25 protein-coding genes and 2 tRNA genes are annotated in these 25,873 nt (G+C 66.7%); 1 reads left to right on the forward strand and 26 read right to left on the reverse strand.

Annotated elements, in window-relative coordinates:
- Positions 1-40: 40 nt before the first annotated feature.
- The 25 genes from EFAMC2_RS02605 to EFAMC2_RS02725 all read right to left on the reverse strand — a co-directional run bounded on the left by EFAMC2_RS02605 (position 41) and on the right by EFAMC2_RS02725 (position 24,059).
- Entirely contained in the window at positions 41-994 is a 954-nt protein-coding gene (locus EFAMC2_RS02605) for a DUF979 domain-containing protein (RefSeq protein WP_154026724.1), read from the reverse strand.
- Position 995: 1 nt separating this feature from the next.
- Positions 996-1,694: a DUF969 domain-containing protein gene (locus EFAMC2_RS02610; protein WP_154026726.1), complete on the reverse strand. Its 699-nt coding sequence runs from the start codon at positions 1,692-1,694 to the stop codon at positions 996-998.
- A gap of 193 nt (positions 1,695-1,887) precedes the next feature.
- Positions 1,888-3,717, reverse strand: a complete 1,830-nt coding sequence (locus EFAMC2_RS02615) for an ABC-F family ATP-binding cassette domain-containing protein (RefSeq protein WP_154026728.1) — start codon at positions 3,715-3,717, stop codon at positions 1,888-1,890.
- Position 3,718: 1 nt separating this feature from the next.
- The gene (locus tag EFAMC2_RS02620) at positions 3,719-4,612 is read right to left on the reverse strand and encodes a deoxyribonuclease IV (RefSeq protein ID WP_154026730.1); all 894 of its coding nucleotides are present in this window, start codon (positions 4,610-4,612) and stop codon (positions 3,719-3,721) included.
- A complete protein-coding gene (gene coaBC, locus EFAMC2_RS02625; protein WP_154026732.1) occupies positions 4,612-6,027 on the reverse strand; it encodes a bifunctional phosphopantothenoylcysteine decarboxylase/phosphopantothenate--cysteine ligase CoaBC in 1,416 nt (471 codons plus the stop codon). The genes EFAMC2_RS02620 and coaBC overlap by 1 nt, the downstream gene beginning before the upstream one ends.
- A 6-nt stretch (positions 6,028-6,033) precedes the next feature.
- The gene (locus tag EFAMC2_RS02630) at positions 6,034-6,750 is read right to left on the reverse strand and encodes a zinc ribbon domain-containing protein (RefSeq protein WP_154026734.1); all 717 of its coding nucleotides are present in this window, start codon (positions 6,748-6,750) and stop codon (positions 6,034-6,036) included.
- A 5-nt stretch (positions 6,751-6,755) separates the two neighbouring features.
- Positions 6,756-7,541 (reverse strand): Nif3-like dinuclear metal center hexameric protein, encoded by a 786-nt coding sequence (locus tag EFAMC2_RS02635; protein WP_154026736.1) that lies wholly within the window; start codon positions 7,539-7,541, stop codon positions 6,756-6,758.
- Positions 7,538-8,698, reverse strand: a complete 1,161-nt coding sequence (locus EFAMC2_RS02640; RefSeq protein WP_154026738.1) for a cysteine desulfurase family protein — start codon at positions 8,696-8,698, stop codon at positions 7,538-7,540. Before EFAMC2_RS02640 ends, EFAMC2_RS02635 begins: the two co-directional genes overlap by 4 nt.
- 5 nt (positions 8,699-8,703) lie before the next feature.
- Entirely contained in the window at positions 8,704-9,381 is a 678-nt protein-coding gene (rpe, locus tag EFAMC2_RS02645; protein ID WP_154026740.1) for a ribulose-phosphate 3-epimerase, read from the reverse strand.
- 45 nt (positions 9,382-9,426) lie between these two features.
- The gene (locus tag EFAMC2_RS02650; RefSeq protein WP_154026742.1) at positions 9,427-10,464 is read right to left on the reverse strand and encodes an NAD(P)H-dependent glycerol-3-phosphate dehydrogenase; all 1,038 of its coding nucleotides are present in this window, start codon (positions 10,462-10,464) and stop codon (positions 9,427-9,429) included.
- The gene (locus EFAMC2_RS02655) at positions 10,461-11,225 is read right to left on the reverse strand and encodes a glycerol-3-phosphate acyltransferase (protein ID WP_261979999.1); all 765 of its coding nucleotides are present in this window, start codon (positions 11,223-11,225) and stop codon (positions 10,461-10,463) included. Before EFAMC2_RS02655 ends, EFAMC2_RS02650 begins: the two co-directional genes overlap by 4 nt.
- Before the next feature lie 61 nt (positions 11,226-11,286).
- Positions 11,287-12,621, reverse strand: coding sequence for a ribosome biogenesis GTPase Der (der, locus tag EFAMC2_RS02660; RefSeq protein WP_154026744.1), 1,335 nt, complete (start codon positions 12,619-12,621; stop codon positions 11,287-11,289).
- A 78-nt stretch (positions 12,622-12,699) separates the two neighbouring features.
- A complete protein-coding gene (gene ispH / locus EFAMC2_RS02665; protein WP_187325107.1) occupies positions 12,700-13,536 on the reverse strand; it encodes a 4-hydroxy-3-methylbut-2-enyl diphosphate reductase in 837 nt (278 codons plus the stop codon).
- 65 nt (positions 13,537-13,601) lie between these two features.
- On the reverse strand, positions 13,602-14,348 hold the full coding sequence (locus EFAMC2_RS02670; protein WP_261980000.1) for a lysophospholipid acyltransferase family protein: 747 nt from the start codon (positions 14,346-14,348) through the stop codon (positions 13,602-13,604).
- Between the two features lie 17 nt (positions 14,349-14,365).
- Positions 14,366-15,055 carry a (d)CMP kinase gene (gene cmk, locus EFAMC2_RS02675; RefSeq protein WP_154026748.1) on the reverse strand — a complete coding sequence of 230 codons (690 nt, stop codon included), beginning with the start codon at positions 15,053-15,055 and terminating at the stop codon, positions 14,366-14,368.
- Positions 15,056-15,775 carry a histidine phosphatase family protein gene (locus EFAMC2_RS02680; RefSeq protein ID WP_154026750.1) on the reverse strand — a complete coding sequence of 240 codons (720 nt, stop codon included), beginning with the start codon at positions 15,773-15,775 and terminating at the stop codon, positions 15,056-15,058. It abuts the gene before it with no gap.
- Positions 15,768-16,571 (reverse strand): pseudouridine synthase, encoded by an 804-nt coding sequence (locus EFAMC2_RS02685; protein ID WP_154026752.1) that lies wholly within the window; start codon positions 16,569-16,571, stop codon positions 15,768-15,770. Before EFAMC2_RS02685 ends, EFAMC2_RS02680 begins: the two co-directional genes overlap by 8 nt.
- A complete protein-coding gene (gene scpB, locus EFAMC2_RS02690; protein WP_154026754.1) occupies positions 16,568-17,353 on the reverse strand; it encodes an SMC-Scp complex subunit ScpB in 786 nt (261 codons plus the stop codon). Before scpB ends, EFAMC2_RS02685 begins: the two co-directional genes overlap by 4 nt.
- The gene (locus EFAMC2_RS02695) at positions 17,353-18,159 is read right to left on the reverse strand and encodes a segregation and condensation protein A (RefSeq protein WP_154026756.1); all 807 of its coding nucleotides are present in this window, start codon (positions 18,157-18,159) and stop codon (positions 17,353-17,355) included. The genes scpB and EFAMC2_RS02695 overlap by 1 nt, the downstream gene beginning before the upstream one ends.
- 1 nt (position 18,160) lies before the next feature.
- Positions 18,161-18,871: a site-2 protease family protein gene (locus EFAMC2_RS02700; protein ID WP_261980002.1), complete on the reverse strand. Its 711-nt coding sequence runs from the start codon at positions 18,869-18,871 to the stop codon at positions 18,161-18,163.
- Entirely contained in the window at positions 18,864-20,870 is a 2,007-nt protein-coding gene (locus EFAMC2_RS02705; protein WP_154026758.1) for an ABC-F family ATP-binding cassette domain-containing protein, read from the reverse strand. Before EFAMC2_RS02705 ends, EFAMC2_RS02700 begins: the two co-directional genes overlap by 8 nt.
- A 117-nt stretch (positions 20,871-20,987) precedes the next feature.
- Complete coding sequence (locus EFAMC2_RS02710; protein ID WP_154026760.1) at positions 20,988-21,362, reverse strand: VOC family protein; 375 nt, start codon at positions 21,360-21,362, stop codon at positions 20,988-20,990.
- Positions 21,363-21,432: 70 nt separating this feature from the next.
- Positions 21,433-21,507: transfer RNA gene (locus EFAMC2_RS02715), tRNA-Val, on the reverse strand.
- 202 nt (positions 21,508-21,709) lie between these two features.
- Positions 21,710-22,699 (reverse strand): hypothetical protein, encoded by a 990-nt coding sequence (locus EFAMC2_RS02720; protein WP_154026762.1) that lies wholly within the window; start codon positions 22,697-22,699, stop codon positions 21,710-21,712.
- A 112-nt stretch (positions 22,700-22,811) separates the two neighbouring features.
- A complete protein-coding gene (locus EFAMC2_RS02725; RefSeq protein WP_187325108.1) occupies positions 22,812-24,059 on the reverse strand; it encodes an ATP-binding protein in 1,248 nt (415 codons plus the stop codon).
- 90 nt (positions 24,060-24,149) lie between these two features.
- Between EFAMC2_RS02725 and EFAMC2_RS02730 the strand changes: the two genes are divergently transcribed.
- Positions 24,150-24,225: transfer RNA gene (locus EFAMC2_RS02730), tRNA-Ala, on the forward strand.
- 272 nt (positions 24,226-24,497) lie between these two features.
- On the opposite strand, the gene EFAMC2_RS02735 is transcribed toward EFAMC2_RS02730, so the two are convergent.
- Positions 24,498-25,655 carry a hypothetical protein gene (locus EFAMC2_RS02735; RefSeq protein WP_187325109.1) on the reverse strand — a complete coding sequence of 386 codons (1,158 nt, stop codon included), beginning with the start codon at positions 25,653-25,655 and terminating at the stop codon, positions 24,498-24,500.
- Positions 25,656-25,873 lie beyond the last annotated feature (218 nt).

A 25,873-nucleotide genomic window follows, 5' to 3' on the forward strand; every position in this document is an offset into this window, starting at 1 on the left:
TCCTCAGACTTGTAGGGCCACATGGCCCAACTTCACGCGCCTAGGCAAATGCGAGCATGTAGACGATCTGGACCACGATCATGACGAGGGCGGGCACGACCTGCTTCTTGATGACACCCATGCGGTCCTCCATCTCCAGGATGGCGACCGGCACGATGTTGAAGTTGGCGGCCATGGGCGTGAGCAGCGTGCCGCAGTAGCCGCAGGTGAGCCCCACCACGCCGACAAGCGCCGGGTCGGCGCCGAGCTGCAGCACGAAAGGCGCTGCAACGCCGACGGTGAGCACGGTGATGGCGGCAAACGCGTTGCCCATGATCATCGTGAAGAGCATCATGCCGATGCCGTAGGCGATGATTCCAGCCGTCATGTTGCCGGAAGGAATGACGACGCCCATGATCTCGGAGATCACGTCACCGACGCCCGTGGCCGTGAAGATGGCGCCCAGGCTCGCGAGGAGCATGGGAAGCATGCAGAGTGCGCCCATGGCCGAGAGCAGGCGCTCGGAGTCGCTGAAGAAGACGCCGACGGTGTTCTTGCGGGAATACACGTGGAGAATGACGGCAGAGAGGACCACGCCGATGCTGCAGCCCGTCAGGGCGCCGATGAAGGGGATGAAGGCGCCGATGAGGGCGCAGACACCGAGGCAAAGCGACGGGATGAAGATCTTCATGCCGATGCTCTCGTAGTTTGCCTCGACCTCGTCGGGCTTGGGTGCGCCCTCATCGGAGGCCTTGCCCTTCTGAACCTGCTTGAAGATGGCGGGCAGCACCATGATCACGATGACGACGCCGTTCACGAAGTCGCCGAGCCAGCGGCCAAAGGCCATCACGATGCCGAGCGCCACCCAGAAGACGAAGGTGCCGTAGCGGCCGGCGTTGGTCTTGTCCTTGAGGTTGCGAACGCCGGCATACACCGAGATGATGCCCATGAAGATGTAGAAGACCTCGAGCATCTTGTTTCCGATGGTGACGGAAGGATCCATGAAGAAGCTCATGCTAGGCCTCCTTGGCACTCGTGGCGGCCTCGCCGTAGTACTTGCGGCGGAGCTTGGCGTCCTTGACGATGTAGTAGATGGCCGTCACGACCACGGCGATGATGCAGACCGGCACCTCGACGAGGGCAAGGCGCAGCAGGTCCACATCGTAGCCGAGCGTGGCCAGGGTCGACTGAACCAGCAGGGCGCCGCCGCCGCCCACGAAGAGCATCTGGCCAAAGAACCAGGCCACGTTCTCCATGCCGGAGGCCATGCCCTTGATCTGGTCCACGTGCTCGGGGTTAGGCTTGTGGCCAGCGGCCGTAATCGCACCCACGGCCATGGGGATGACGACCGGGCGCACGAAGCCGGCGACGCCGCCGAAGCCCACGTTGAAGGCCGCAAACACGACGCGCATGACGCCATAGAGGGCAATCACGATGCCGGGCGTAGCGTTCTTGAACTTGCCGATGAGCGCCGTCGCCGCCTTCTTGAGGCCGTTTCGCTCGAGCGTGCCAGCAACAAACATGACGATGATGAAGATGGCCATGCTGCGGTTGGACACAAACGACTTGCCAAGCGTGATGAGGAAGCCGTCGATGCCGAGCCCGCCGATGAGAGCCGTGGCGAGCCCCGCCGCCATGACGATGAGGATCGCGTCGAGCTTGAGGGCAAAGCCCACAATCACAATCGCGATGCCAATAAGGACGAGATAGTTCATATGCCTCTCCTACGTTGGGAATGGGACCGGGATAGGGTAGCCCACTTTGCCACGCTAAAGTAACCGGGATTTAAAATAATTCCCCACAGGTTAACGGAGGATCGGGGACGCACGGACGTGCGAGCAGATGGCCGCCCGGCGCCCTCGAGCCAAGAACAAGCCCGCCGCGCATGCGGCGGGCAGCCAAGTCCCGTTACCCCTCGAGCCTCTCGGAGAGCTCGAGCCACTCGCCCTCGAGCTCATCGAGGCGCGCCCTGGCATCGTCGACCTTGGTCTGGGCCTCCTCGAGGGCAACATAGTCCGTGGGGTCAACCTCGCCCATCGCACGCTCGAGCTCCTCGATGCGCCCGCGCTGCGTGTCCATCTTGCCCTCGAGGCTCGTGATCTGCTTTTTGAGCCTCCACTCCTCGGAGCTCGACAGACCGGCGGAGCGCCTGGGCCCAGAGGGCGCGCCGGCATCCTGCGCCGCCTTTGGGACCTTCGGGGCGGGCCCATGGCCGGAGACGGAGCCCGAGCCGTGACGGTTGCCAATGAGCCCCAGGTACTCGTCAACGCCGCCGGGAACGTGCGTGATATGCCCGTCAATGAGGGCAAACTGGTCGTCGGTCACGCGTTCCATGAGGTAGCGGTCGTGGCTCACGAGCAGAAGCGTGCCGGGCCAGGTATCGAGCAGGTCCTCCATCACGGCGAGCATGTCGGTGTCGAGGTCGTTGCCCGGCTCGTCGAGGATGAGGACGTTGGGCTCGTCGAGCAGGACGCACATGAGGGCCAGGCGCCTCGCCTGGCCGCCGGAGAGATCCTTGATGGGCGTGTCGAGCTCGCTCGTCTCGAAGCCGAGGCTCTCGAGCAGCTTGGTGGGCGTGTACTCCTTGCCACCGATGACATAGCTGCGCTTATAGGTGCCCAGAAGCTCGCGCACGCGCCAGTCGAGCTTGTCCGCCAGAAGGTCGATGTGCTGCGAGAGAATGCCAAGCTTGACGGACTTGCCGATCTTCACGTGGCCGCTCGTGGGCGCCAGCTTGCCGTCGAGGAGGCGGAGCAGGGTCGTCTTGCCGGCGCCGTTCTCGCCAAGGATGCCGTAGCGGTCACCGGGGCCGATGAGCCAGTCCACGTGATCGACGACCGCCTTGGGGCCATAGCGCACGCAGGCCTGCTTGAGCTCGAACACCTGCTTGCCCAGGCGACTCACCGCAAGGCGCTTGAGCTCGAGCGGATTGCGCATGGGCGGCACGTCGGCAATCATGGCGCGGGCGGCCTCGATTCGAAACTTTGGCTTGCTGGAGCGTGCCTGGGCGCCGCGCGAGAGCCAGGCGAGCTCCTTTCTCAGCATGTTCTGCCTGCGGTCCTCCATGACGGCGGCCTGGCGGTCGCGCTCGACGCGCTGCTGGATGTAGGCGGAGTAGCCGCCCTCGAAGGGCTCGACGACGCGGTCGTGCACCTCCCACATGCTCTCGCACACCTCGTCGAGGAACCAGCGATCGTGCGTGATGACAAGCAGGGCGCCCGAGCCCTGCTGCCACCTGTGCCTCAGGTGAGACGCCAGCCACGTGATGGCGCCCATGTCAAGATGGTTGCTGGGCTCGTCGAGCAGAAGGACGTCCCATGTGCCGATGAGCAGCCTCGTGAGGTCAACACGCCTGCGCTGGCCACCGGAGAGCGTCCCCACCTTTGCGTTCCAGTCAACGTCGCCGATGAGCTCGGCGATGATGCGGCGCGTCTCGGGGTTGGAGGCCCACTCGTACTCGGGGACGTCTCCCACGACCTCGTGGGAGACCGGCTGGTCGTCGTCGAGGTCGTCGGACTGGCCAAGCATGCCTACCGAAATGCCGCCGCGCCAGGTGACCTTGCCGCTCTCTGGCTCGATCTTGTGGCCAATGAGTTGTAGGAGCGTAGACTTGCCGTCTCCATTCTTGCCGACGATGCCGATGCGGTCGCCCTCGTTGACGCCGATCGTCACGTCATCGAGCACACGCTTGCCCGGCCACTCCTGGCCAAGGTGCTCGCATCCGATGAGAATACCCATGTCACTCCCCCGTGTCGTCGTCGCGCCGGGCGCGCAGCGCCCCCATCGTCTCCCCAACGTCCGCCCCGTCCGCAAGGGCGCGGAGGGCAGAAATCTCTGCCGCATAACCCGGCAGCTTGTTGGGGGTCTCGAGAATCATAGGAAGGCCACTCAAACGCTCGTCGCGCACGATGCGCGCGAAGCACCCAAGCCCAAGATGCCCCAGGCCAAGCCGCTCGTGGCGGTCCTTGTGCGCGCCCTGCGGGTTCTTGGAGTCGTTGAGGTGCAGCGCCCTCAGACGGCCTAGTCCTATGATGCGGTCAAACTCCCCAAGGACGCCGTCCAGATCATGCGCGATGTCATAGCCCGCGTCGCTCACGTGGCAGGTGTCGAGACAGACGCCCAGGAGCTCGTCGTGCTTGACACCCTCGATGATGCGGGCGAGCTCCTCGAAGGTGCGGCCCACCTCGGTGCCCTTGCCGGCCATGGTCTCGAGCAGCACGAGGGTCTTCTGGCCGGGAACGAGGGCCTCGTTGAGGCCCTCCGCAATGAGGCGGATGCCCTCCTCCGACCCCTGGCCCACATGGCTTCCGGGGTGGAAGTTGTAGAGGTTGCCAGGCAGGAGCTCCATGGTATGGAGGTCCTCCGCCATGGCCCGGCGCGCAAAGGCGCGCACGTCGGGCTTGGCGGAGCAGAGGTTGAGCGTGTAGGGGGCATGGGCCACAAGCGGGCCAAAGCCATGCTCGGCCATGGTCTGCCCCAGGCGGGCGGCGTCATCGGCATCCGCGGCCTTGGCGTTGCCGCCGCGCGGGTTCCGCGTGAAGTAGGCAAAGGTCGTGGCCCCTATCGAGACGGCGCGCTCCCCCATCGCCTCGAAGCCGCCAGAGCTTGAGAGGTGGCAACCGAGGAACAGCACTACTCGGCTTCCCCTCCCTCAAGCTCCACCCGGCTGGCGGTCACCGTACGGTCGAGGTCGGCGACATCGGACATGGCGGGCATGAGGACGGTCTCGTCACCGGACGCCTCGGGCATGCGGCGGGGCCGCTTGTTCTTGGCGCCGCCGCCGAGGAGCGTCGTCTTGTCGAGCACATCGTCGTAGGCCGGACCACCCTCGGGCTCGCCCTCGATCAGCATCACGAGCTTGCGAACGATGGCCTCGGCAACCTCCTCTTTGGGAAGGCAGGCGAGCTGCTGCACGCCATGCGGGGTCACGAACGCCACGCGGTCGGTGTCCGAGCCAAAGGTGGAGTCCGGGCGAGAGACGTCGTTGGCCACGATCATGTCGCAGCCCTTGCGGGCGAGCTTCTCGCGGGCATGCTCGATGACGTTCGAGGTCTCGGCGGCAAAGCCCACGACCACGCGGCCGCCGCGCTCATGCGAGATGCCGGCGAGGATGTCGTCGTTCTCCACCAGCTTGACGTCGCCCAGGCGCTCCGTCGCTTTCTTGAGCTTGTGGTCGCTCTTCTTGGCGGGGCGGTAGTCGGAGACGGCCGCAGCGAGCACGGCGGCGTCGGCGCAGGCAAAGGCATCCTTGGTGGCCTGGAGCATCTCGGCGGCCGTCGTGACGCGCACGACACCCACGCCGGCGGGCACCGGAAGAGAAACCGGGCCGGAGACGAGGGTCACGTGAGCGCCATGAGCCGCCGCGGCGGCGGCGATCGCGTATCCCATCTTGCCGGAGGAGGCGTTGGAGAGGTAACGGACGGGGTCGATGGCCTCGTGAGTGGGGCCAGCCGTCACCACGACGTGCTTGCCCGCGAGGTCGCCGGTGGCACGCAGACGGAAGAGCACCGCCGCCACGATCTGGTCGACGGCGGCAAGCTTGCCCTCGCCCACATCCCCGCAGGCAAGGCGGCCGGAATCCGGGCCCACCATGATGACGCCACGGTCCTGGAGGGTCTCGACGTTGGCCTTCGTGGCGGGGTTCTGCCACATGTGCACGTTCATGGCCGGTGCCACCACGAAGGGCCCCTGGCAGGCGAGCAGCGTGGTGGTCACGACGTCGTCCGCGATGCCCTGCGCCATCTTGGCGATGACATTGGCCGTGGCCGGAACCACGAGCGCGAGGTCTGCCCACTCGGCGAGCTCGATGTGCGGGATGGGGGTCTCGGGGTCATCGAAGAGGTCGAGTGCCACGCGGTGCCCGGAGAGGGCCTCGAAGGTGGTGGGGCCAACGAGCCTGGTGGCCTCGCGCGTCATGGCCACGCGAACCTCGCAGCCCCCCTTCTGGAGACCGCGGAGGACCTCGCATGCCTTATACGCGGCAATGCCCCCGCTCACAAACAGCGCGACGCGCGGCGCGCGCTCGGAATCGGTGCCAAACGTAGCCATAGCCCCTTACGCCTCCTGGGAAACGACGAGGATGCGCTTGCAGTACGGGCAGGTCGTGACCTCGGAGGCACTGCGGCGGATATCGGCAAACGAGCTCGGCTGTAGGGTGACACGGCAGGCGGAGGGCTTGTTGCCCACGAGGGTCTCGACGGCCACGCCCCCAAAGCGCTTCCTGGCCTTCTCATAGCGGTCGAGGAGCTCGGGCGAGATTCCGGACACGATATCCGCGCGCTCGGCCTTGAGCTTGCCCGCCTGCTCGGTGATATCGGCGGCAGCCTGGCGCCAAGAGTCGGTGAGGGCCTGTTCCTCCTTGGCAAGGCGCGCCTTGAGGGCCTCGGCGTTGCGCTCGGCGCGCTCGACGGTCTCGAGGCGCTCGAGCAGGCGCTCGGTGTCAAAGTCGACCTTCTCCAGCTTCTTGGCAAGCAGGGAGAGCTGCTCCTCCAGGTCGATGGTGTCGCGATAGTCGACGACGTCCTTGGCCTGCTCCTGGCACTCGGCCACGTGGCCCTCGAGCAGCTTCTTGCAGTCCTCGAGGTCGGCAAGCTCAATCTCGACGTCCTTGCGCTGGCCCATGATCTTCGCGAGCTCGGACGTCACCTTCTTCGATGCAGCTCGGGCGGCCACGACCCTGCCCCGCTGGGGCAGCTGGTCTGCCGCCTTGCTCAGGCGAAGGAGGGTCAGGTCAATCTCTTGGAGCCTTACCAGTGCGGTTGCCTCAGACATGTGCTTCACTCCTCCGCGGCCCACGCGTGCCAGCGCAAGCCCTCATCGAGTACCTCTATGCTCGTATCATCACTGACCCCGGCAGCCAGCGTACGCGCCAGCAGCGCGGCGTACGGAAGCTCCGAGGCATCGTGCCCAAGTAGTATAGCGTCCACGCCGGCCTCCGCCAGCTCGGACAGGTGGTGGTAACCCGCCTCGCCCGCAATCACCAAGTCCGCGCCACGCGCAATGGCCTGGGAGGCAAAGCCGCCAAACGAGCCCGAGCTAAAGGCCACCGTCTCCAGGCGCCGCCCGTCCTGGCCCCACACGACGGGCGCACAGCCAAAGGAGTCGCGGCAGCGCCGGGCAAGCTCGCCCGTGGTGACGCCTACGGCCCGGAGCCATGCCCCGAAGCCGTCTGGTTCGAAGAGCCTGCCCGTACGCTCGAGGCCGAGAAGCTCGGCCGCGAGGTCAAGCGCGGCGTCGCTACGGTCGAGGTTGGTGTGCATGGACACGAGCGAGACGCCGAGGCGGGCCGCCCACCAGACGCACGAGCCGCCGATGGAGCCGTCGCGGATGTCGGGCGTCACCGGAAACGGCGGCTCGAGAAACGCGGGGTGGTGCGTCACCAAGACGTTGCAACCCGCCTCGTGGGCCGCGCGAATCGTGCGAGGCGTGGCGTCAAGCGCGCACGCGATGCCCGCGACGCGTGCGTCTGGGTCTCCCACGGAAAGCCCGGGGCGGTCCCATGGCTCGGCCGCATCGCGCGGAAAGCGCTCGAACAGCAGCTCTATGACCTCGGACACCCTCACCTGAGCTCACCCACAACGGCGAGCAGCGCATCGCAGAAGGCATCGAGCTCGGAGAGGGCGACGCGCTCGTCAAAGGAGACGCGGAGGGAGCCCAGAGCCTCGTCACGGGGGATGCCCATGGCGGAAAGCACGTGGCTCGGGTCGAGCGAGCCCGAGGAGCAGGCAGAGCCGGCGGAGACCTCGAAGCCTCGCGCGTCGAGCTGCAGCACGAGGGTCTCGGAGTCCAGCCCCGGCACCATGACGCTCACCATGCCGGGGAGCCTGCCCTCGTCCACCACGACGGACGTCGTGGGAACGATGCCCGTGCCCTCGGCGCACAGGCGCCCATAGACGTGGGACGCCAGCGAGGCCACACGTGCTCGCGTCTCCCCAAGGTTGGAGCAGACGAGCTCTGCCGCGGCCGCGAAGGCAACGGCGCCGGCAACGTCCTGCGTACCGGGCCTGCGGCCAAGCTCCTGGCCGCCGCCCAGGCTCTGGGCCTCGAAGGGACAGCGCGTGCGCATGGCGAGCGCACCCACGCCGAGGGGACCGCCGATCTTGTGGGCGGCGACGGAGATTGCGTCTGCGCGGCGCGCGTCCACGGGAATGCGACCAAAGGCCTGCACGGCGTCGACGTGCACGAGCGCGCCTGCGGCGTGCGCGGCCTCGACGATGCCGGCCGTGGACTGCACCACGCCCGTCTCGTTGTTCGCGGCCATGACGCTCACGAGCGCGCAATGCTCGCCTGACGCGCGTCTGACCTCCTCGGGCGAGACGACGCCGTCCCGTCCCGGGCGCGCGAGCTCCACATCGAAACCGCGGCCCCTGAGGAGGCTCGCGACGTCGAGGACGGAGTCATGCTCGATGGCGGACAGCACAACCCGGCTGCGCGAGCGGTCACGGCGCCTGGCGCCCTCGGCCATGCCGAGCACGGCGAGGTTGTTGGACTCCGTGCCGCCGGAGGTGAGGAGCATCTCGCTGGGCCTGAAGCCGCAGTCGAGGCAGCGGGCAAGCGTGGCGCGGGCCCCATCGAGCTTGCGGGCAGCTTCGCGCCCAAGGGTGTGCAGGGAGTTGGGATTGGCAACGGAGCAGGGAAGCTCGTGGTAGGAGACCCATGCGTCACGCGCCTCGGGCCTCAGGGGCGCCGAAGCGGCATAGTCGAGATAGATGTAGTCCATGCTCCTTAGGCCCTCCTAGTGAGGCCGGAGCGACCCGCCTCGCGAATCTCGGCGATGGCCGCCGCGCGGTCCTGCTTGCCGTAGACGGCGCTGCCGGCAACGAGCAGGTTGGCGCCGGCCTCCACGATGCCGGCCGCGTTGGCGGCACCCACGCCGCCGTCGACCTCGATGAGCGGGTTGACGCCGCGCTCGGCGCAGAGGGCCCGCACCTGGCGAAGCTTGCGAAGGGTGCCGGGAATGAAGCATTGTCCGCCAAAGCCAGGGTTCACCGACATGATCAGGACGAGGTCGAGGTCCTCGATGATGGCGTCGAGCGCGGAGACCGGGGTGGCGGGATTCAGGGAGATGCCCGCCTTGGCTCCGGCGTCGTGGATGGCCGACACGATGCGGTGCGCGTGCGTGGCCGCCTCCCAATGGAAGGTGACGACATCCGCCCCCGCCTCGAGGTAGAGCCCAACCATGTCATCCGGGTTCGAAATCATGAGGTGAACGTCGGCGGGTTTGCTCGTGACGCGCTTGACGGCCTTCACCACGTTGGGGCCAAAGGTGAGGTTGGGCACGAAGTGTCCGTCCATGACGTCGACGTGGACGAAGTCTGCCGCCGAGATGGCCTCGAGGTCTTGCCCGAGGTTGGCTATGTCTGCCGACAGGATTGATGGGGCAATGAGGACGTCTTCGAGCATGGATGCATCCCTTCGTGGCTATCTATTCAGCTGAACGTTCACAGTCTAGCGCGAGCGGCGGACACCATTTGCCGCGGGCGACATGCCATAGAACTCCTCGGTGGGCACGCGCTCCATGAGCAGGGCAGCCATGTCCCGCACCGGAACGTCTCCGTGGATGACGCGCCACACCGCGTCGCAGATGGGAAGCTCCACGCCAAGGCGCGCGCCAAGCTCGCGCACGGATATGACGGCGCGGGCGCCCTCGACCACCATGTGCGTCTGGCGCTCGAAGTCCGCGAGGGAGGAGCCCTGGATGTAGGCCTCGCCAAACCTCCGGTTCCTCGAGTGCTCGGAGGTGCAGGTGGCCACGAGGTCTCCCATGCCAGCAAGTCCCATGCAGGTCATGGGCTGGCCACCGCAGGCATGGGCCATGCGGCCAATCTCGGCCACGCCGCGCGTCAGGAGCAGCGCGAGGGTATTGTCGCCAAAGCCAAGCCCCGAGCACATGCCGCAGGCGATGGCGATGACGTTCTTGACGGCTCCGCAGACCTCGACGCCGCGGACGTCCTCCGAGACGTAGACGCGGAAGGCGGGAGTGGCCACGAGCTCGCGAAGCCTGCGCGCAAGCTCGAGGTTGTCGCTCGCGATGACGGCAGCGGCAGGAAGCCCCTGGCAGACCTCCTCGGCGTGGTTGGGGCCGGAAAGCGCGGCTATGCGCTCGGGGTGTCCGAGCTCGCGAGCGGCCACCTCGGTCATGAGCAGGCCCGTGTGCGGCTCGATGCCCTTCGTGAGCGTCAGGGACGTCACCCCAGGCGCAAGCGAGCCCGCAAGGTCTGCGCACACAGAGCTCAGGTGCGTGGAGGGCAGCGCGAGCACGCAGGCGTCGATGCCCGCCACGGCCTCGGAAAGCGAGGCGGTTGCCCGCACGTTGCCGGGCAGCTCATAGCCGTCGAGGTAGCGCGGGTTCACGCGCGTCTCGTTGATGGCTTCGGCGGACGAGGCGGAGTGGCACCACAGGGAGACCTCGTCAGCGTTGGAGGCGACGAGACCGGCAAAGGCCGTGCCCCAGGAACCGGCGCCGATGACGGCAACGCGGCTCACTTGGCATCCCCGCCCTCATCCTCACGGGAGCCTGCGCCCTCGAGCGGGTCGGTGCCCTCGCCCTTCTTGTGGAAGGAGAAGGCCTTCTCCTTGCCGTGCACAAGCTTGTCGATGTTTGAGCGATGAGCCCAGACGACCGTCCAGCCGGCAAGGGCGAGGGTGAGGAACAGGCCCAGGTTCCATCCACAGATGAGGCAGCCCACGAAGGGGAGCACGGCGGCAACCGTGACGGAACCAATCGAAACGCGCTTCGTGATGGCCACGAGCACGATGAAGATGCCAAGCTCAATGAGGCCCACGGGCCACACGAAGCCCAGAAGCGACCCCACGCCCACCGCGATGCCCTTGCCGCCGTGGAAGTGCAGGAACGGCGAGAAGATGTGACCCCACACGGCAGCGACCATCACGAGGCCAACGAGCCAGGCTCCCTGGCCCGTGGGGGCCACCGAGATGCCGGTGGCGTGCGCCAGGACAAAGCCGTCCTGCTGGAACAGGACGCTTGCCAGGCCCGTGGCCAGAGCGCCCTTGCCAGCGTCGAAGAGCAGCGTGAGCGCCGCGGCGCCCTTGCCGATCTCGCGGGCGACGTTGGTGGTGCCGATGTTGCCAGAGCCCACCTTCTGGATGTCGACCCCCTTGACGTGGGCGATGATCTTGCCAAAGGGTATGCCGCAGACGAAGAACGTCGCGAGCAGATAGATGGCAAGCACGCTCTGGTTGATGGAGTTGCCGAAAAGTACGCTCGACAGGGATACCGCTTCCAAGGAGACCTCCAAGGTCGATGCACGCACGCAAAGCGCCCGGCACAGGCCGGGCGCATATGGTCTACGAGAGAGACGAGGTCTGCTGCTTCTTGCGGAACCTCAGGCGAACGGGCGTGCCACCGAGCTCGAAGACCTGGCGCATGCGGTTCTCGAGGTAACGCTTGAAGTTGTCATCCACAAGCTCGGGGAAGTTGCAGAAGAAGGTCACCGCCGGCGGGCAGTTGCCCGTCTGGTTTGCGTACTGGATGCGCAGGCGCTTGGGACCCTTCACCACGGTGTGGCCGCTCTCGCGCATGGCGGCGAGCATGTCGTTGAGCTTGCCGGTGGGAATCTGGCTCTTGTGGGCGGCGCCGGCGCGGTCCACGAGCGTCCACACCTTCTCGAGCGAACGGCCCGTGAGGGCGCTCACGCGCAGGACCGGCGCCCAGGGCGCAAACGTCATGCGACGCGCGACGGACTGCATGACCTCCTCGCGCTGGCGGTCGTCCTCGAGCAGGTCCCACTTGTTGAGCAGGATGACGAGGGCGCACCCGCGCTCGATGGCCAGGCCCGCGATCTTCTGGTCCTGCTCTGTGACGCCAACCGAAGAGTCAACGACGAGCACGCAGACCTCGGCCTCGTCGATGGCGCGAAGGCCGCGCACGAGGCTGTAGTACTCGACGTCCTCGTGGACGAGGTTGCGCTTGCGCATGCCGGCGGTGTCGACGAGGCGATAGCGCCTGCCCTCGCGCTCGACGACGACGTCGAGCGCGTCGCGCGTCGTGCCGGCGACGTCGCTCACGATCGAGCGGTTCCTGCCGGCGAACCGGTTGGTGATAGAGGACTTGCCCACGTTGGGGCGGCCGATGATGGCAACCCTCAGGGCGTCGGAGGGATAGACGGCCTCGGGCGTGGGCTCGGGCAGCGCCTCGACCACGTCGTCCAGGAGGTCACCCGTACCGTGGCCGTGGCCGGCGGAGATGGGAATGGGCTCGCCAAGGCCAAGGGCGTAGAAGTCCCAGAGGGTCTTGTCGTCCGAAGGGTTGTCGAGCTTGTTGGCCACGAGGAAGGTGGGCTTCTTCGTCTTGCGCAGGATGCGGGCGACCGTCTCGTCCTCCTCGGTGACGCCGGTGGTGGCGTCCACGACGAAGATGATGACGTCGGCCTCCTCGCAGGCGGCCTCGGCCTGCTCACGGATGCGGCCGGAGAAGGCGTCGTCGGAACGGCCGGTCTCGATGCCGCCGGTGTCCACGAGCGTGAACTCCGTGCCGCACCACTCGGCGTCGTGGTAGCTGCGGTCGCGCGTGACGCCACGGCTCTCGTGGACGATGGCCTCGCGCTTCTGCGCTATGCGATTCACCAGGGTCGACTTGCCGACGTTGGGGCGGCCGACCACGGCGACGATGGGCTTGGGCATGCGTGCTCCTTGCTCTCGCTGATTCAACCTTGCAAGTCTACCATCACTCATTGAGCGGGGTCCCAGGCGCCACGGAGGCTACAGAAGCCCCCGGATGGCAGACACGAGGGCGTCAATCTGGGCCATGGGCGTGCTGGCGCCTGCCGTCACGCCAATGGCCTCGGCGCCCTCAAACCATAAACCCTCGAGCTCGCCAGGGGTCTCGATGTGGTGCGTGCGCCCGCAGGCGCTCGCGCAGATCTCGGCGAGGCGGGTGGTGTTGGCCGAGTTCCTCCCGCCGATGACGACCATGACGTCCGAGCCCGCCGCAAGCTCGCGGGCGGCCTGCTGGCGCTCGCTCGTGGCCTCGCAGATGGTGTTCACGACGCACACCTCGGGCACCCTGGCCGTAAGGGCCGAGATGACCTCGTCGAGGCGGGCCTTGGCCTGCGTGGTCTGCACCACGACGCCCACGCGCTTGGAGAGCGTGATGCCCTCGAGGGAGGCGACGTCTGCCACCGCCACGGCCCCGGGGGCGTGTCCCAAGATCGCCTCGACCTCGGGGTGTCCGCTCTCGCCCACCACGATGACCTGGTAGCCATCGCGCTGGAGGCGCTCCGCCGCGTGGTGGACGCGCTTGACGTAGGGGCAGGTGGCATCGACGACCGAGAGGCCACGTTCGCGGGCCAAGCGCTCCACCTCGGGAACCACGCCGTGCGTGCGAAGCACGAGCGTCGAGCCAGCCTCGCGGGGAACGTCCTCCACGACGGTGACGCCCGCGCTCTCGAGGCCGGCCACGACCTGGGGGTTGTGGATGAGCGGCCCGAGCGTGTGGACAGGTCCCGTGGCATCGCCTGCCACCTGGTGGACAAGGTCAAGGGCGCGCTGGACGCCATAGCAGGCGCCGGCGTGCTCGGCAACGGTGATGGTGGGCATCAGGCCTCCAGACAAAGGGCCCGGCACCAGGGCGCCGGGCTTGGGTGGTTGGTATCGGACGGGCCTTACCAGAGCCCGGGGTTCTCGACGCGCAGCTCGTCGCGCAGGCGGTAGACCTCGGCCATGGCAGCGCGCTCCATCTCGGCCATCTGGGCCTTGCGTCCCTTGACGCCCAGCGACTCGAACGTGATGGGCTGTCCAAAGGTGACGAGCGGGCGCTTCCCGCGCGTGGGACGCGTCTTGTAGGGGTCCGCCGCACCCACGATGGCGGCGGGCACGACGTCGCTTCTGCCCATCTGCGCGATCATGGCAAAGCCGCCGTGAATCTCGACCTCCTGCTCGTCGCTCTTGACGCGCGTGCCCTCGGGGTAAATCAGCACGCACTCGCCGCGGCCCAGGGCGTCCTTGGCAGCGCGCAGGGCGTTGATGTCGGCCGAGCCGCGCTCGATGGGGATGGCGCCCATGCGGGGAAAGAAGAACTTGGCCGGACCGATGCGGTCGAACTCGCTCTTGTAGATTGGGCGAACCGTGACGCCTCGCATCCCGAGGTAGACGACGGTCGCGACGGGGTCGATCATGGACACGTGGTTCATGACGATAACCGACCCGCGGTCGCGCACGTGCTCCACGAGCTCGTCCATGCCGTAGAACCTCGTTCGCCACTTGATGCGGCAGAACAGCCAGATGAGGAAGAAGACGATGGCGTGAAGCACCCTGATGGGCAGGGGGTACTCCCCCACGCCGTGTGTCAGGTAGTCTCTTCGCTCGCAGCGAAAGGCGCGCATCTTGCCTGTGCCGGAGGAAGTACGCACGCTCCTGCCCTCCGCGCTCATGAGCGCACCTCACGCATGAGGCCCACGATCAGGTCGCACACCTCGTCGACGGAAAGCCCGGTGGAGTCGAGGTGCCGGGCATCGTCGGCAGGACGCAGGGGTGAGGCGGCGCGAGAGGAGTCGGCCTTGTCGCGGGCGATGAGCTCGTCTTCCACGGCGCGCTCCTGGGCGGCGTCCGTTGCCGCGGCCTTGCCCGTGGCGGTGTCTCCGCCGGCGCGCTGGACGGCGCGGCGATGGGCGCGGGCTGCCGGGTCTGCCGTGAGGAAGACCTTGACCTCGGCCGCGGGGAACACGACGGTGCCGATGTCGCGCCCCTCGGCCACGACGTTCGCGCCCTCGGCAAGCTTGCGCTGGAGGGAGACCATCGCCTCGCGGACGGCGGGGTTGGCCGCGACGGCAGACACGTTCGCATCGACCTCGGGCGTGCGAATCTCAGCCGTGCGGTCCTCGCCATCGACCAGGACCTGCTGGCCGGAGGCACCCGTCGTGAGCGAGAGCGGGAGCGTTCGGGCCAGCTCGGCCACGGCATCAGCGTCCGAAGCCGAGACGCCGCGCTCGAGCGCGGCACAGGTCACGGCGCGATACATCGCACCCGTGTCGAGGTAGGTAAGCCCCTCTCGGGCCGCAAGGGCGCGGGCGACGGTGGACTTGCCGGACCCAGCGGGCCCGTCGATGGCAACGATCATCTAGTGCTCCTTAGCATTCGTGATGTGATCGGCGGCGCGGGAGAGGTCGTCCTCCGGCTCGCGGGGAAGCACGCCCACGTCTCCCCCGGGCACGAACCCACGCTCGGCACGGGCCTTGAGCTCGTCTGGCATGAGGCCCGCCGTCTGCAGAGAGAGCCTCGAGCCGTCCGATACGTAGACCATGGACGACACGTTCACGACCACGTGGTTCCAGAACCGGTCGAGAGGCTCGTCGTAGACGGCGGCGAAGATGGCACGGGAAAGGCCGCCGTGCGTGACGCAGGACGTCTTGCCGGGAAGCGTCGCCACGTAGTCGACAAGCGACCTGGCGCGGGCGATGAGGTCCTCAAAGGACTCGGCGCCTGGCGCAGGATCGGTCTTGCCGTCCCGAATCGGCCAGGGAAACTCATACCCGAGCTCCCTGATCTTGTCGAGCCGCACGCCCTCGATGGCCCCGAACTCGATCTCCACGAGACGATCGTCGACGACGGGCTCGATGCCAAGCCGAGCCGCGGCGTCATCGGCAATGGCACGGCAGCGCGAGAGCGGCGAGGTGAGGATGCGGTCGGGGCGCCATGCGGCGATGGCCCCAGCCGCCTGGACGGCCTGCCGGCGACCCCGATCCGTGAGAGCCACGTCCATGCGGCCCGAGAAGAAGTGCTCCACGTTGCTCACCGTCTCGGGATGACGGGTGATGAGAACCCGCCCGAACTCAGCCATGCGCACGCTCTCCCTCCGCCGCGGCCAGAACCGCGCGCCTCTCGGTCTCCGTAAGCTCACGCCACGAGCCCGGCTTGATATCCCCAAGCGTCAGGGGCCCAAACGTGTCGCGATGAAGCGCCACGACCTCGTGTCCCACGACCTCAAGCATACGCTTGACCTGGTGCTTGCGCCCTTCGTGAATCGTGAGGCCCACGACGCTCATGCCCTCGGGCACGCCGCGAGGGGCCACCGGACGCGTGTCGCGAGGACGCTCGAGAAGCTCGACGGCCGCGGGCGCGCAGGGCCCGTCATCTAAGGTGATGCCCCGCTCGAGCCGGCGCGCCTCCACCTCCGCAAGCCGCCCCCGCACGAGCGCGACGTAGTGCTTTTCCTTCTCGAAGGAAGGGTGCAGGAGGCGCTGCGCGGCATCGCCGTCCGTGGTGAAAAGCAGAAGCCCCGTCGTGTCGCGGTCGAGCCTGCCCACCGGAAAGAGGCCGGGATGCTCGCGGATGGGCACGAGCTCGGCCACGCAGGGGCGCCCGCCCGGGTCGCGCATCGTAGTCACGTAGCCCATGGGCTTGTTGAGGATGAGGTAGGTGGCCTCGTCTGCCAGGCGAACCTCGCGCCCGTCGACGGTAACCACGTCCACGGCGGGGTCCACCTTGCTGCCGAGCTCGGTCACGACCTCCCCGTTCACGCGGACGCGCCCCGCGGTCATGAGGTTCTCGGAGCCGCGACGGCTCGCGGCGCCCGCGCGGGCGAGGAACTTCTGGAGCCGCATCGGCACGACGCGCTCGTCTGTGCCCAAGGTCATGAGGCATCCCCCTCGCAAACGGAGGCGGCACCTGTCTCAGGCTGGCCGTCCACCAGAGAGGATGTCCCGGCCTCGGGCCGTCCGTCCGCAGGTGCCATGTCCGCGGCAGGCCCGTCGCCCAAAGCGTCCCCGGCTCCATCGTCGAGCAGCTCACGCTCCTCGTCCATGTCGTCGGCGGCCTCCTCGAGGGTCGACTCGATGCTCCGACCGCTCAGGCGCTCGCGAATGAAGCGCTTTGACTCCTCGTCTGGGGCAAACTCCTCCAGGTTGGGAAGCTCGCGCAGGCTCTTGAGGCCAAAGCGCTCGAGAAACGCCTGCGTGGTGCCATAGCGAATCGCCTGGGTGCGCCGCGGGTCCTTGCCCGCCTCGCGAACGAGTCCCTTGTCCATGAGCGAGGAGATGACGCCATCGGAGTTCACGCCGCGGATGGCCTTGACCCCCTCTCGCGTCACCGGCTGGTGGTAGGCGATGACGGCCAGGGTCTCGAGCGCCGCCTGGGAGAGCCGGCGCGTGTCCCAGCTCATGACGAGCGCCTCCACCTGGTCGTGGTAGGCGGGGTGAGAGAACATGCGCCAGCCGCCAGCCACCTCGCGGAGCTGGAACCCGCGGTTGGCGTCGGCATACTCGGCCGCAAGCTCGGCCAGGGCACTCGCGGCCTCGCCCGGGGCGACGCCGAGGATGCCGGCGAGGTCCGTGGCCCCCACGGGGTCTGCGGAGCACAGGAGCATGGCCTCGATGGCGCCCTTGACCGAGGTGCCCTCGAGTCGGGTGAGATCCTGCATCAGTACTCTCCCTCCAGCTCTGCCAAGGCCGCCGCGTCCGGCTCGTAGGCCGGGGCGCCCTCGACGCGCTCGATGTCGATGGTGCCGAAGTTCTCGGTCTGGGTGACGCGAATGCTCCCCAGCTTGAAGAGCTGCAGCACCGCGAGAAAGGTGACCACGACCTGCTCGGGCGTGGCCTCGCCGTCGATGAGGTCGGCAAAGGTGAGGTGCCCGCGTGCGGCCGTGACACGGTCGACGGAGGCCACCGTAAGCGCCACGGGCAGGCGCTTGGGGGCGATGTGCTCGGCCTCGAGCAGAAAGCCCTCGCGCCGGCTGTCCAGGTCCGCGCAAAGCACGGCGAGCCCGCGGAGCGTGACGCCCTCGAGGTAGTCCGGCATCGTGCCGAGGAACTCTGGGTCTGGGCCCGCCGTCCTCGGGTGCATGCGCGCCTCGGCCTCCATGCGGGCGCCGAGGGCGGCCGCGGCGTTCCTGAACTGCTTGTAGGCGATGAGTCGGGCAACGAGCACCTCGCGCGCCTCGTCGGCGGTGAGCCCCTCGAGGTCGTCATCGTCCTCCTCGACGCGCCTGCGCGACAGGTCGTCGGGGACGAGCGAGGCGGCCTTGATGTCGAGCAGCGTGGACGCCACGAGCACGAAGTCGCTCGCGACATCCAGGTCGAGCTCGCCCATGCGCTCCACCTCGGCGAGGTACTGGTCTGCCACCTCGGAGATGGAGATGGCGCCGATGTCCACGCGCTGGCGGCTCACGAGCTGCAGCAGCAGGTCGAACGGCCCCGAGTATGCCTGGGTCTGGACGCGGTAGCTCACGCTAGGCCCCCAGCATGAGGGTGGCGAGGTTGCCGGCCGTGACGTCGAGGTACCAGCCCACGGGGTCGACGCCGAGGCGCGGAATCACGTACAGCAGGACAATCAAGATCGGCATGGCATAGTGCTGCACCTGGTAGTACCTCTCGAGGGCCTCGCCCTTGAGGAAGAAGCAGGCCACCTTGGACCCGTCGAGCGGGGGCAGGGGGATCAGGTTGAAGAAGCACAGCATGAGATTGACCCACACGTAGCTCGCGAGAATCGTGCAGAGGAGCCCCATGGGAGACTCGCGCACGACAGGGATCACCGGCCCGAAGTAGAGGGCCGGGTTTGCCTCGATGGCGCCCCACGCAAGGTTGAACAACACGGCTCCCGCGCAAGCCTGCAGGATGTTCGAGGCAGGCCCCGCAAGCGCCACGAGCACCTCGTCGCGCCTACGGTTCTTGAGCCTCCAGGGGTTGTAGGGCACAGGCTTGGCAAAGGCAAAAACCGCGCCGCCGGCAATGGCCATGACGAGGGGCAGCACCACAGAGCCCATGGGGTCGATGTGCTTGGCGGGGTTGAGCGTGAGCCTACCCGCCTCCTTTGCCGTGTCATCGCCGCACAGGTGGGCCACGAAGCCATGGGCCACCTCGTGGATAACGGCGGAGACCATGAGCAGCCCCACCGTGAGGACGACCTGGACGAGGTATGATGGGCCGAGCGAACTACTCACCAACACCCTCCTCGATCTTGGCGGAGAGCTCGAGCCACTCCTCCTCGAGCGCGGGAATCTTCTTCTTCAGGGCATTGTACTCGGCAAGCGCCTCGTCGAACTTCTTCTGGTCTGCGTAGAGCTCCTCTGACGCCATGAGCTCCATCAGCTCGTCATAGCGCTTGTGGGCGGGCTCGAGGGCTGCCTCGACCTCCTTGAGGCGCCTCTTCGTGGAGCGCAGGGCCTTGCTGCGGGCGTTTCTCGCCTCGGCCTCGGCGCGTCGCTGCTCCTTGGTCTTGACGTTGCGACCGCCGCCGGCCTCCTGCACAGAGGGGGCAGCCTGGGCCTTGGCAGAGGAAGGCTTGACAGGAGCAGCCATGCCCTGGGCCTCCGCCTCGGAGCGCTGTGCCAGGTCTTCGCGCTTGTAGAGGTAGTAGTCGTAGTCGCCGTCGTAGACCGTGACCTTGCCGTCGCGGATGTCCACGACGCGGTTTGCCACGGAGCGGACGAGGTGCTCGTCATGACTGATCAAGACGATGGTGCCCGGGAAGCTCTTGAGGGCGTCCTCAAGCATGTCCACCGAGTCGATGTCGAGGTGGTTCGTGGGCTCGTCCAGGCAGAGCAGCGCCTCGGGCGCCACGAGCATCTTGGCGAGGGCGAGGCGGGCGCGCTCGCCTCCGGAGAGCACGCGCACGGGCTTGTCGACGTCATCGCCCTGGAAGAGGAAGGCGCCAAGGAGCCTGCGCTGCTCGGGGTTCGTCCACATGGGCGCCACGGAGTCAATCTCCTGGAGTACCGTGTTGGACTCCCGCATGCCCTCAAGCTGGTGCTGGGCATAGTAGGCAACGCCCACGTGCAGGCCGAGCTCGATGGAGCCGCTCGTGGGCCTCTCCTTGCCCAGCAGAATCTTGAGCAGCGTGGATTTGCCGGCGCCGTTGGGGCCCACGAGCGCCACGCGGTCGCCGCGGTAGAGCGTGAGGTCCACGTCCCTGTAGATGGCCCTGTCGTCAAAGGACTTCGAGACGTTCGTGAGCTTGGCCACCATGTCGCCCGAGCGGGGCGGGTCCGGGAACTTGAAGCTCACGCGCCTGTGGCCCTCGGGCAGGATCACGAGCTCGCTTTTGATCTGCTCGATGCGACGCATGCGCTCCTGGGCCTGGGCGGCCTTGGTGGGCTTGTAGCGGAACTTGTCGACGAACACCTGCATGTGGGCGATCTCGCGCTCCTGGGCGGCGCGCTTGGCCCTCATCTGCTCGAGGTTGTCCTCGCGCTGCCTGAGGTAGCTGGAGTAGTTGCCCGTGTAGGTGGTGATGCGGCGGTTTTCCACAGCGGCCACGTGACTCACGCAACGGTCCATGAAGGCGCGGTCGTGGCTGACGAGCAGCACGGCCCCATCATAACCGGAGATGAACTGCTCGAGCCACTGCACGCTCTCAAGGTCGAGATGGTTCGTGGGCTCATCGAGCAGCAGCAGGTCTGGGTGGCGAAGCAGCAGCTTTGAGAGCGCGATGCGCATCTGCCAGCCGCCGGAGAACTCCTCGGCGGGCTTGTCGAGGTCCTCGACGGGAAAGCCGAGACCGCAGAGGATGGCACGCGCGCGGCTCTCCAGCTCGTAGCCGCCGAGGCGCTCGAAGCGGTCCTGGGCAACCGAGTACTCGGAGAGCAGCGAGTCGAGCTCCGGACCCTCGGGGGTGTTGGCGATCTTTGCCTCGAGCTCGCTCGTGCGCTCGCCCAGGCGACGGATCTCGGTGGCCGACGCCATGACCTCCTCGAGCGCCGTGTCATGCCCCGCAAGCTTGGCCTCCTGCTCGAGATAACCAACGGAGGCACCCTTCTGGAAGCTCACGACACCGTCATCGGGCGTCTCCTGCCCCATGATGATCTTGAGGAAGGTGGTCTTGCCGGCGCCGTTGGGGCCCACGAGCGCCCAGCGCTCACCGGCATTGAGCTGCAGCGAGGCGCCCTCGTAGAGGGTCCGCCCACCAAAGGACTTGGATATCTTGTCTGCGAGGAGAATCACGGGAGGGACTCCTAGGTGACATAAGGGCGCGTCAGACGCCGGAAACCCTGGGGCTGGAAAGGACGCGAAGGGCGCCGAATGCCCAAAAGCCGCTGGCGTAAGGACGCGCCGAGCGAACTAGTTCTGGCAGAGGTGGATGGCGAAGCCGCCGATCTCGCGCGTGAAGTAGACGAGCCTCGTGGAGCCATCAGGGTTGAGGACACGGGAGCTCTCGTTGATCTCGAAGCCACGGTCCTTGAACCAGGCCTCGGCAGCGGGAAGGTCGTTGACGCCAAAACCGATGTGGCCGTGGGTGCCGCGGCCCTTGCCGCTCATGACCTCGACCAGCGTGTCGGCAAAGACGGAGACGGGCGTCTCGCGAGGCTCGAGCCCCATAAGCACCTGGAAGAGCCCGGCAATCTCGCGGGCCTCCTCGACGGAGCTGGCGTTGACGCCAACGTGCGCAACGTGCATGCCAAACGCCTCGACGGGATTGGTGATCTGCTCGCTCATGAGATGCTCCCCTGTCTGGATGTCCATACGAAAAAGGCCAGGCACCTCAGCGCCTGGCCTTAAAAATTCGTGGTGGGCGATGCTGGATTCGAACCAGCGACCCCATCCGTGTGAAGGATGTGCTCTACCCCTGAGCCAATCGCCCGTGCTCGTTGCCGTCGTGCGCAACGAGGAAGACTTTACCATGAGCTTCTCTCTGATGTCCAGAAGAATTTTGAAAATAACTGCGTGCACGCAAAAGATGGGCTGGTAGCTCGAGAAACACGCCCATTTGGGCTCGGAGCACGCGGTAACCCGCGGCTCACATTGCCACGCTGTGGGCTCCGGTTCAGCCCCCAAAGCGCCAACTAGGCCCTGTGGCGATCGAAGCCCAGCGTCTCAAGCTTCCTCGCATAGACGCACCCCAAGCCAAACAGCGCAAGGTCGATGGCGGACACGAAGACGTCTCGGGCGGCCGGCTCCCAACCCATCACCTGCCAAACGAGATAGGTGACGAGCGCAAGCGCGCTCAGAACGAGGCCGATGGCTCCCATGACGAAAAACGCATGCAACGAGGAGCCGCCAAAAAGGGAGCGCTTGCCCACGCGCCCAACGACGAGGAAGTAGACGCCGCTCGCAACGAGATACGCGGAGACGGCAAGGCGGACGACGGGAACGTTTGGCACCGACTGTGCCGCCGGGCTGGCGAAAAGCGAGGCCAGGCCCATCAGGATGCGAAGCGCGCCCCACACGAGCATGATGGTGGAGTAGCCGCCCACGAGGCGAAAGACCTGCAGCTCGGCGTCGTTGAGCCCCGCCTCGCGCTCGGGCGTATGCTGCGCGACGTCTACAAGAAAGCTGCGCTTGGGGACCTCCCCCACCTCCGGGTCGGGCTCGGCGCCCGAGTCCTCGCACGAGCGAACCTGCAGGGCCACCGTCCCCGAAAGAAGCAGGGACACAATGCTAGCGAGGCCGAAGGGGGCGCTTGCCTGCACGAGCGACACGAGCACGGCAGCGACGTTCACCGCCACCACAACGCGCCCCAGGACGACCGTATGCCTACTCCGACGCATCCTCGTGGAGAGAAGGAGCGCCTCGACGCCAAGCGCGACGCCGATGACGCAGGAAAGCGCGAGGACGACCCACCCGGCAACGATGAGCACCCAAACGGAGACGCTGCCACCCAGCATGGGAACCCGAAGGGAAAGCTCTCCCTCGACGGGATAGGCACCAGCATAGGCGGCCGTGACGAGGGCGAGCAATACCGTGCCCACCACAGACTGGAACGCCTCCCAAACGAGATAGCCGATGGCAAGCACCTTGAGCCCACGGCCCTCATTCTCCTGCGTCTGACTCATGACTCCCCCATACCTGTGGCCCAAACCCATCCACCTCGCGAACACCTGGTAATTGTACCCGCGACCAACCATAAGCCCATCCGAGCACCCAAGCCATCGAGAGCGGATTCACTCAGCCGTTCTTGAGCAGCGCATCCACCAGCGCGTTGTCCCGAGGGTCTGGGGACCCGAGCGGAAGACCGCACGCCTCAAAGAAGTGACTCCCGGCAAACTGCCTGGCACGAAACGAGTCGTGGTCGCCGTCATCGAGGTACCGCACGCGACTCCGACAGTCCGTCGTGCCGCAGAACAGCACGCCCCTGTCCCGCACATAATCGAGATAGGTCTCGTCGTCGCTCCACAGGATGGCGCCCGCCATGCCCTCGAGCTCATACGCAACGGCGTAATCCGTCCACGCGAGGCCGCGCCCGCGCACATAGCGGTCCAGCACCGACGCCATGCGCGTCACGCGGGCCAGGGTCTCAGGGGCGCTCATGAGCACGGCCTCGTCTGCACCGGGAATCTCGCCCTCGCCCGAGAGCTCGGCAAACGATTCGAGCGCGCGGGCGCGGTCCTCCCCTGCCAGGAGCACCGCAGGAACGGTGAGCTTCATCGACTCGTCCGCGAAGAGCTCGATGGCCGAGTGTGGGTCGGCAGCGCCGCGTGGCATGGTGGCCCGGAAGATGAGCGAGTCGTGGGCGTGCTGGACATGGCAGCGCATTCCCTGGCGAGAGAACGCCTTGCGCATAGAAAGCGAGTGGCCGTTGATTGCGGAGCGCCCCGGAGAGGCCGACGACCGCGTGCCCATGCGATAGAGATACAGGTCAAAGAGGGCGAGGCCCTCTGAGTAAAACATGGTACGCCTACAGAAGTCCGACACCTCCGCCCGGCGCTTCATGGCCTTGCCGTAGAGCTCAACTAGGGCCGACCCAACGGCGGGCCCGGAGGTAGACCCCTCCCGGACCTCGACCACGCCGTCTGCCACGTAGGGCGGGAAGTCCCCCTCGTCCACGCGAATGATGATAACGCCCTCATCGGGATGGGAGGGATCGGTAACGAACCGCATGTCAAACCTGGGCGTGGGCGTCACGTGCCGACGGCAGAGCTCCCCCACCGCCTGACTGAAGTCGAAGGTATCGCGGCGCACAGGGCAGACGCTCTTGTCCGCATCCGAGACGCCGATGACGAGCCAACCACCCGCGGAGTTGGAGAACGAGGCAATGATCTTGGGAATCTTGCGACGGACGCTCTGCCCAAAGGTCTGCTTGAACTCGAGCGCATATCCCTCGTCATACTCGCTCAGCTGGGCGAGGTCGGAGAACGCGATGTCCTCAAGCGCAAGCGGCCTGCCTCGGCTATCCCTGAATGGACTGAACGCCATCTTGACCTCCGCGCCACGATGATTGGATAATGCAAAATCGTTGTTGACGGAACTCCGACGTCTGGTATAGTACCTCTCGCACCAACTCATGGGGATATAGCTCAGTTGGGAGAGCGCATGACTGGCAGTCATGAGGTCAGGGGTTCGAACCCCCTTATCTCCACCATGTAATTGACACGGCGACCTTCGGGTCGCCGTTTTATTTAGCAACGAGCTGGTAACTGACGTTCTTGCAACAAGTGCGTCCGTTTTGGCTTTTGTAGCTCACGGCATCTCTCAAGGTCATCGGACGAGAATCCGTGCAAGGAACACGCCCGCCTCTGGGGACTGTTCGCCACGTGGTCGATGAAAAGCCCAGCGTAAGGCTTCCCATGTATGAGGACGTTTTACCTTAGCCATTCGGTTGGGCTGAATATATGTCTTGTGACTAACGAGCGACTAATAACGATTAGGGCTGCGTAGGCAAAAATGGCATGAAAAGCGCAGGCCAGACTTGGTGGGGTCCAGCCTGCGCTTTTTCGGGTTGGTGGAAAACACCGCGAAGCTCGGTAAAACCATATGGGCGAATGAGAGGACGAAGGGCTGGATGCTGCGAGCGGGGCTCCGATTGCCCCTGTTAACATCCAGCCGCTTCATACATGGGCATACCCGTACGGAGGTGAAAAACCTCGATGAGGCCAACTCCCCGACGGCAATGAAACGGGGGCCGCGAGGCTCCTCCGGACCCCGGTTGCTACTTGCGGCGGCGGGACGCGGCGCCGAGGCCGAGGGCCGAGAGGCCTGCGAGGGCGGTCGCGGCGACGGAGCCCAGCATGGCCGGGTCGGAGGTCTGCGGGGGGCCCTCTTCACCGAGGGGGCGACGGCCTTCCTGTCGTCGGGCTTGGCGGAGGCGGACCCGTCGTCCTTGCCGGCATCGGACTTATCGCCGTCGGCCGCCTGCCGCCCGTCTGAGGGCTTGCCCTCGCCCGTGCCGGCGTCCTGCTTGCCGCCGTCCCCGGAGGCCGCGTCGGCGAGCTCGAAGTGGCCCGTCTCCTCGACGGCCTCCTCGTGGGTCGCGGCGTCGTGGTGGACGGTCCTGGTCCCCTCGGAGACGGTCAGCGCGGAGGCGTCGACGTGGGCCTTGGCCTCACCGTCGGAGGTCAGGAAGGAGACGCGGGTCTCGCCGTCGCAGGTCACGACCTCGGAGGCCTCGGCGGCGTGGGACTTGGCGGCCTCCTCGGTGTCGAACGCCTTGCCGTCGGAGGTCTTCCAGACGGTTACCTCCTCGTCGTAGGCCTCCTTGTCCACGACAACCTTGGTGGTGGCCGGCGAGTCGGTGACCCACCTCCACTCCTTGCCGGACGGGGCGTCGCCCAGCGTGGCGCGCAGGGCGTCCGCGCCGGACTTGGCGACCGTGTCGGACTTCGTGAGACCGAGGCCCGCCGTGGTCGCGGTAACCGAGGTCGTCACGTTAGCCTGGGAGGCCTCGGCGATCGCGGACACGGGCGCGGCGGCCATGGAGGCCGTCATCGCGACCGAGGCTGCGACGACGCCGAAGCGGCGGCCGAGGGCGTGGAACTTCGCGGCCGGATGATTCGGGTGAAGGTTGTTGGACATGTGGCGGGGGCCGGCCTGGGCCCTCATGTGCCTGGGACTCGCGCTTGGAGCGGTGTGGATGGGATGGGTCATTCGCGCGCCTTTCGTCGGGGCCTGACGTGAGCGCGCAAAGCCGCTTCGCTCGCCGCATCAGCCATATAATAGTTGCGCAACGAATAATGCCCCCCCTCCGCACATACTTGTCAAATGGCCGATTCTAGTGAACGTTGCAACACCCT

Origin of the sequence: Olsenella uli, from assembly GCF_901212655.1 — a bacterium.
In the GTDB taxonomy this organism is placed as follows: Bacteria; Actinomycetota; Coriobacteriia; order Coriobacteriales; family Atopobiaceae; genus Parolsenella; species Parolsenella uli_A.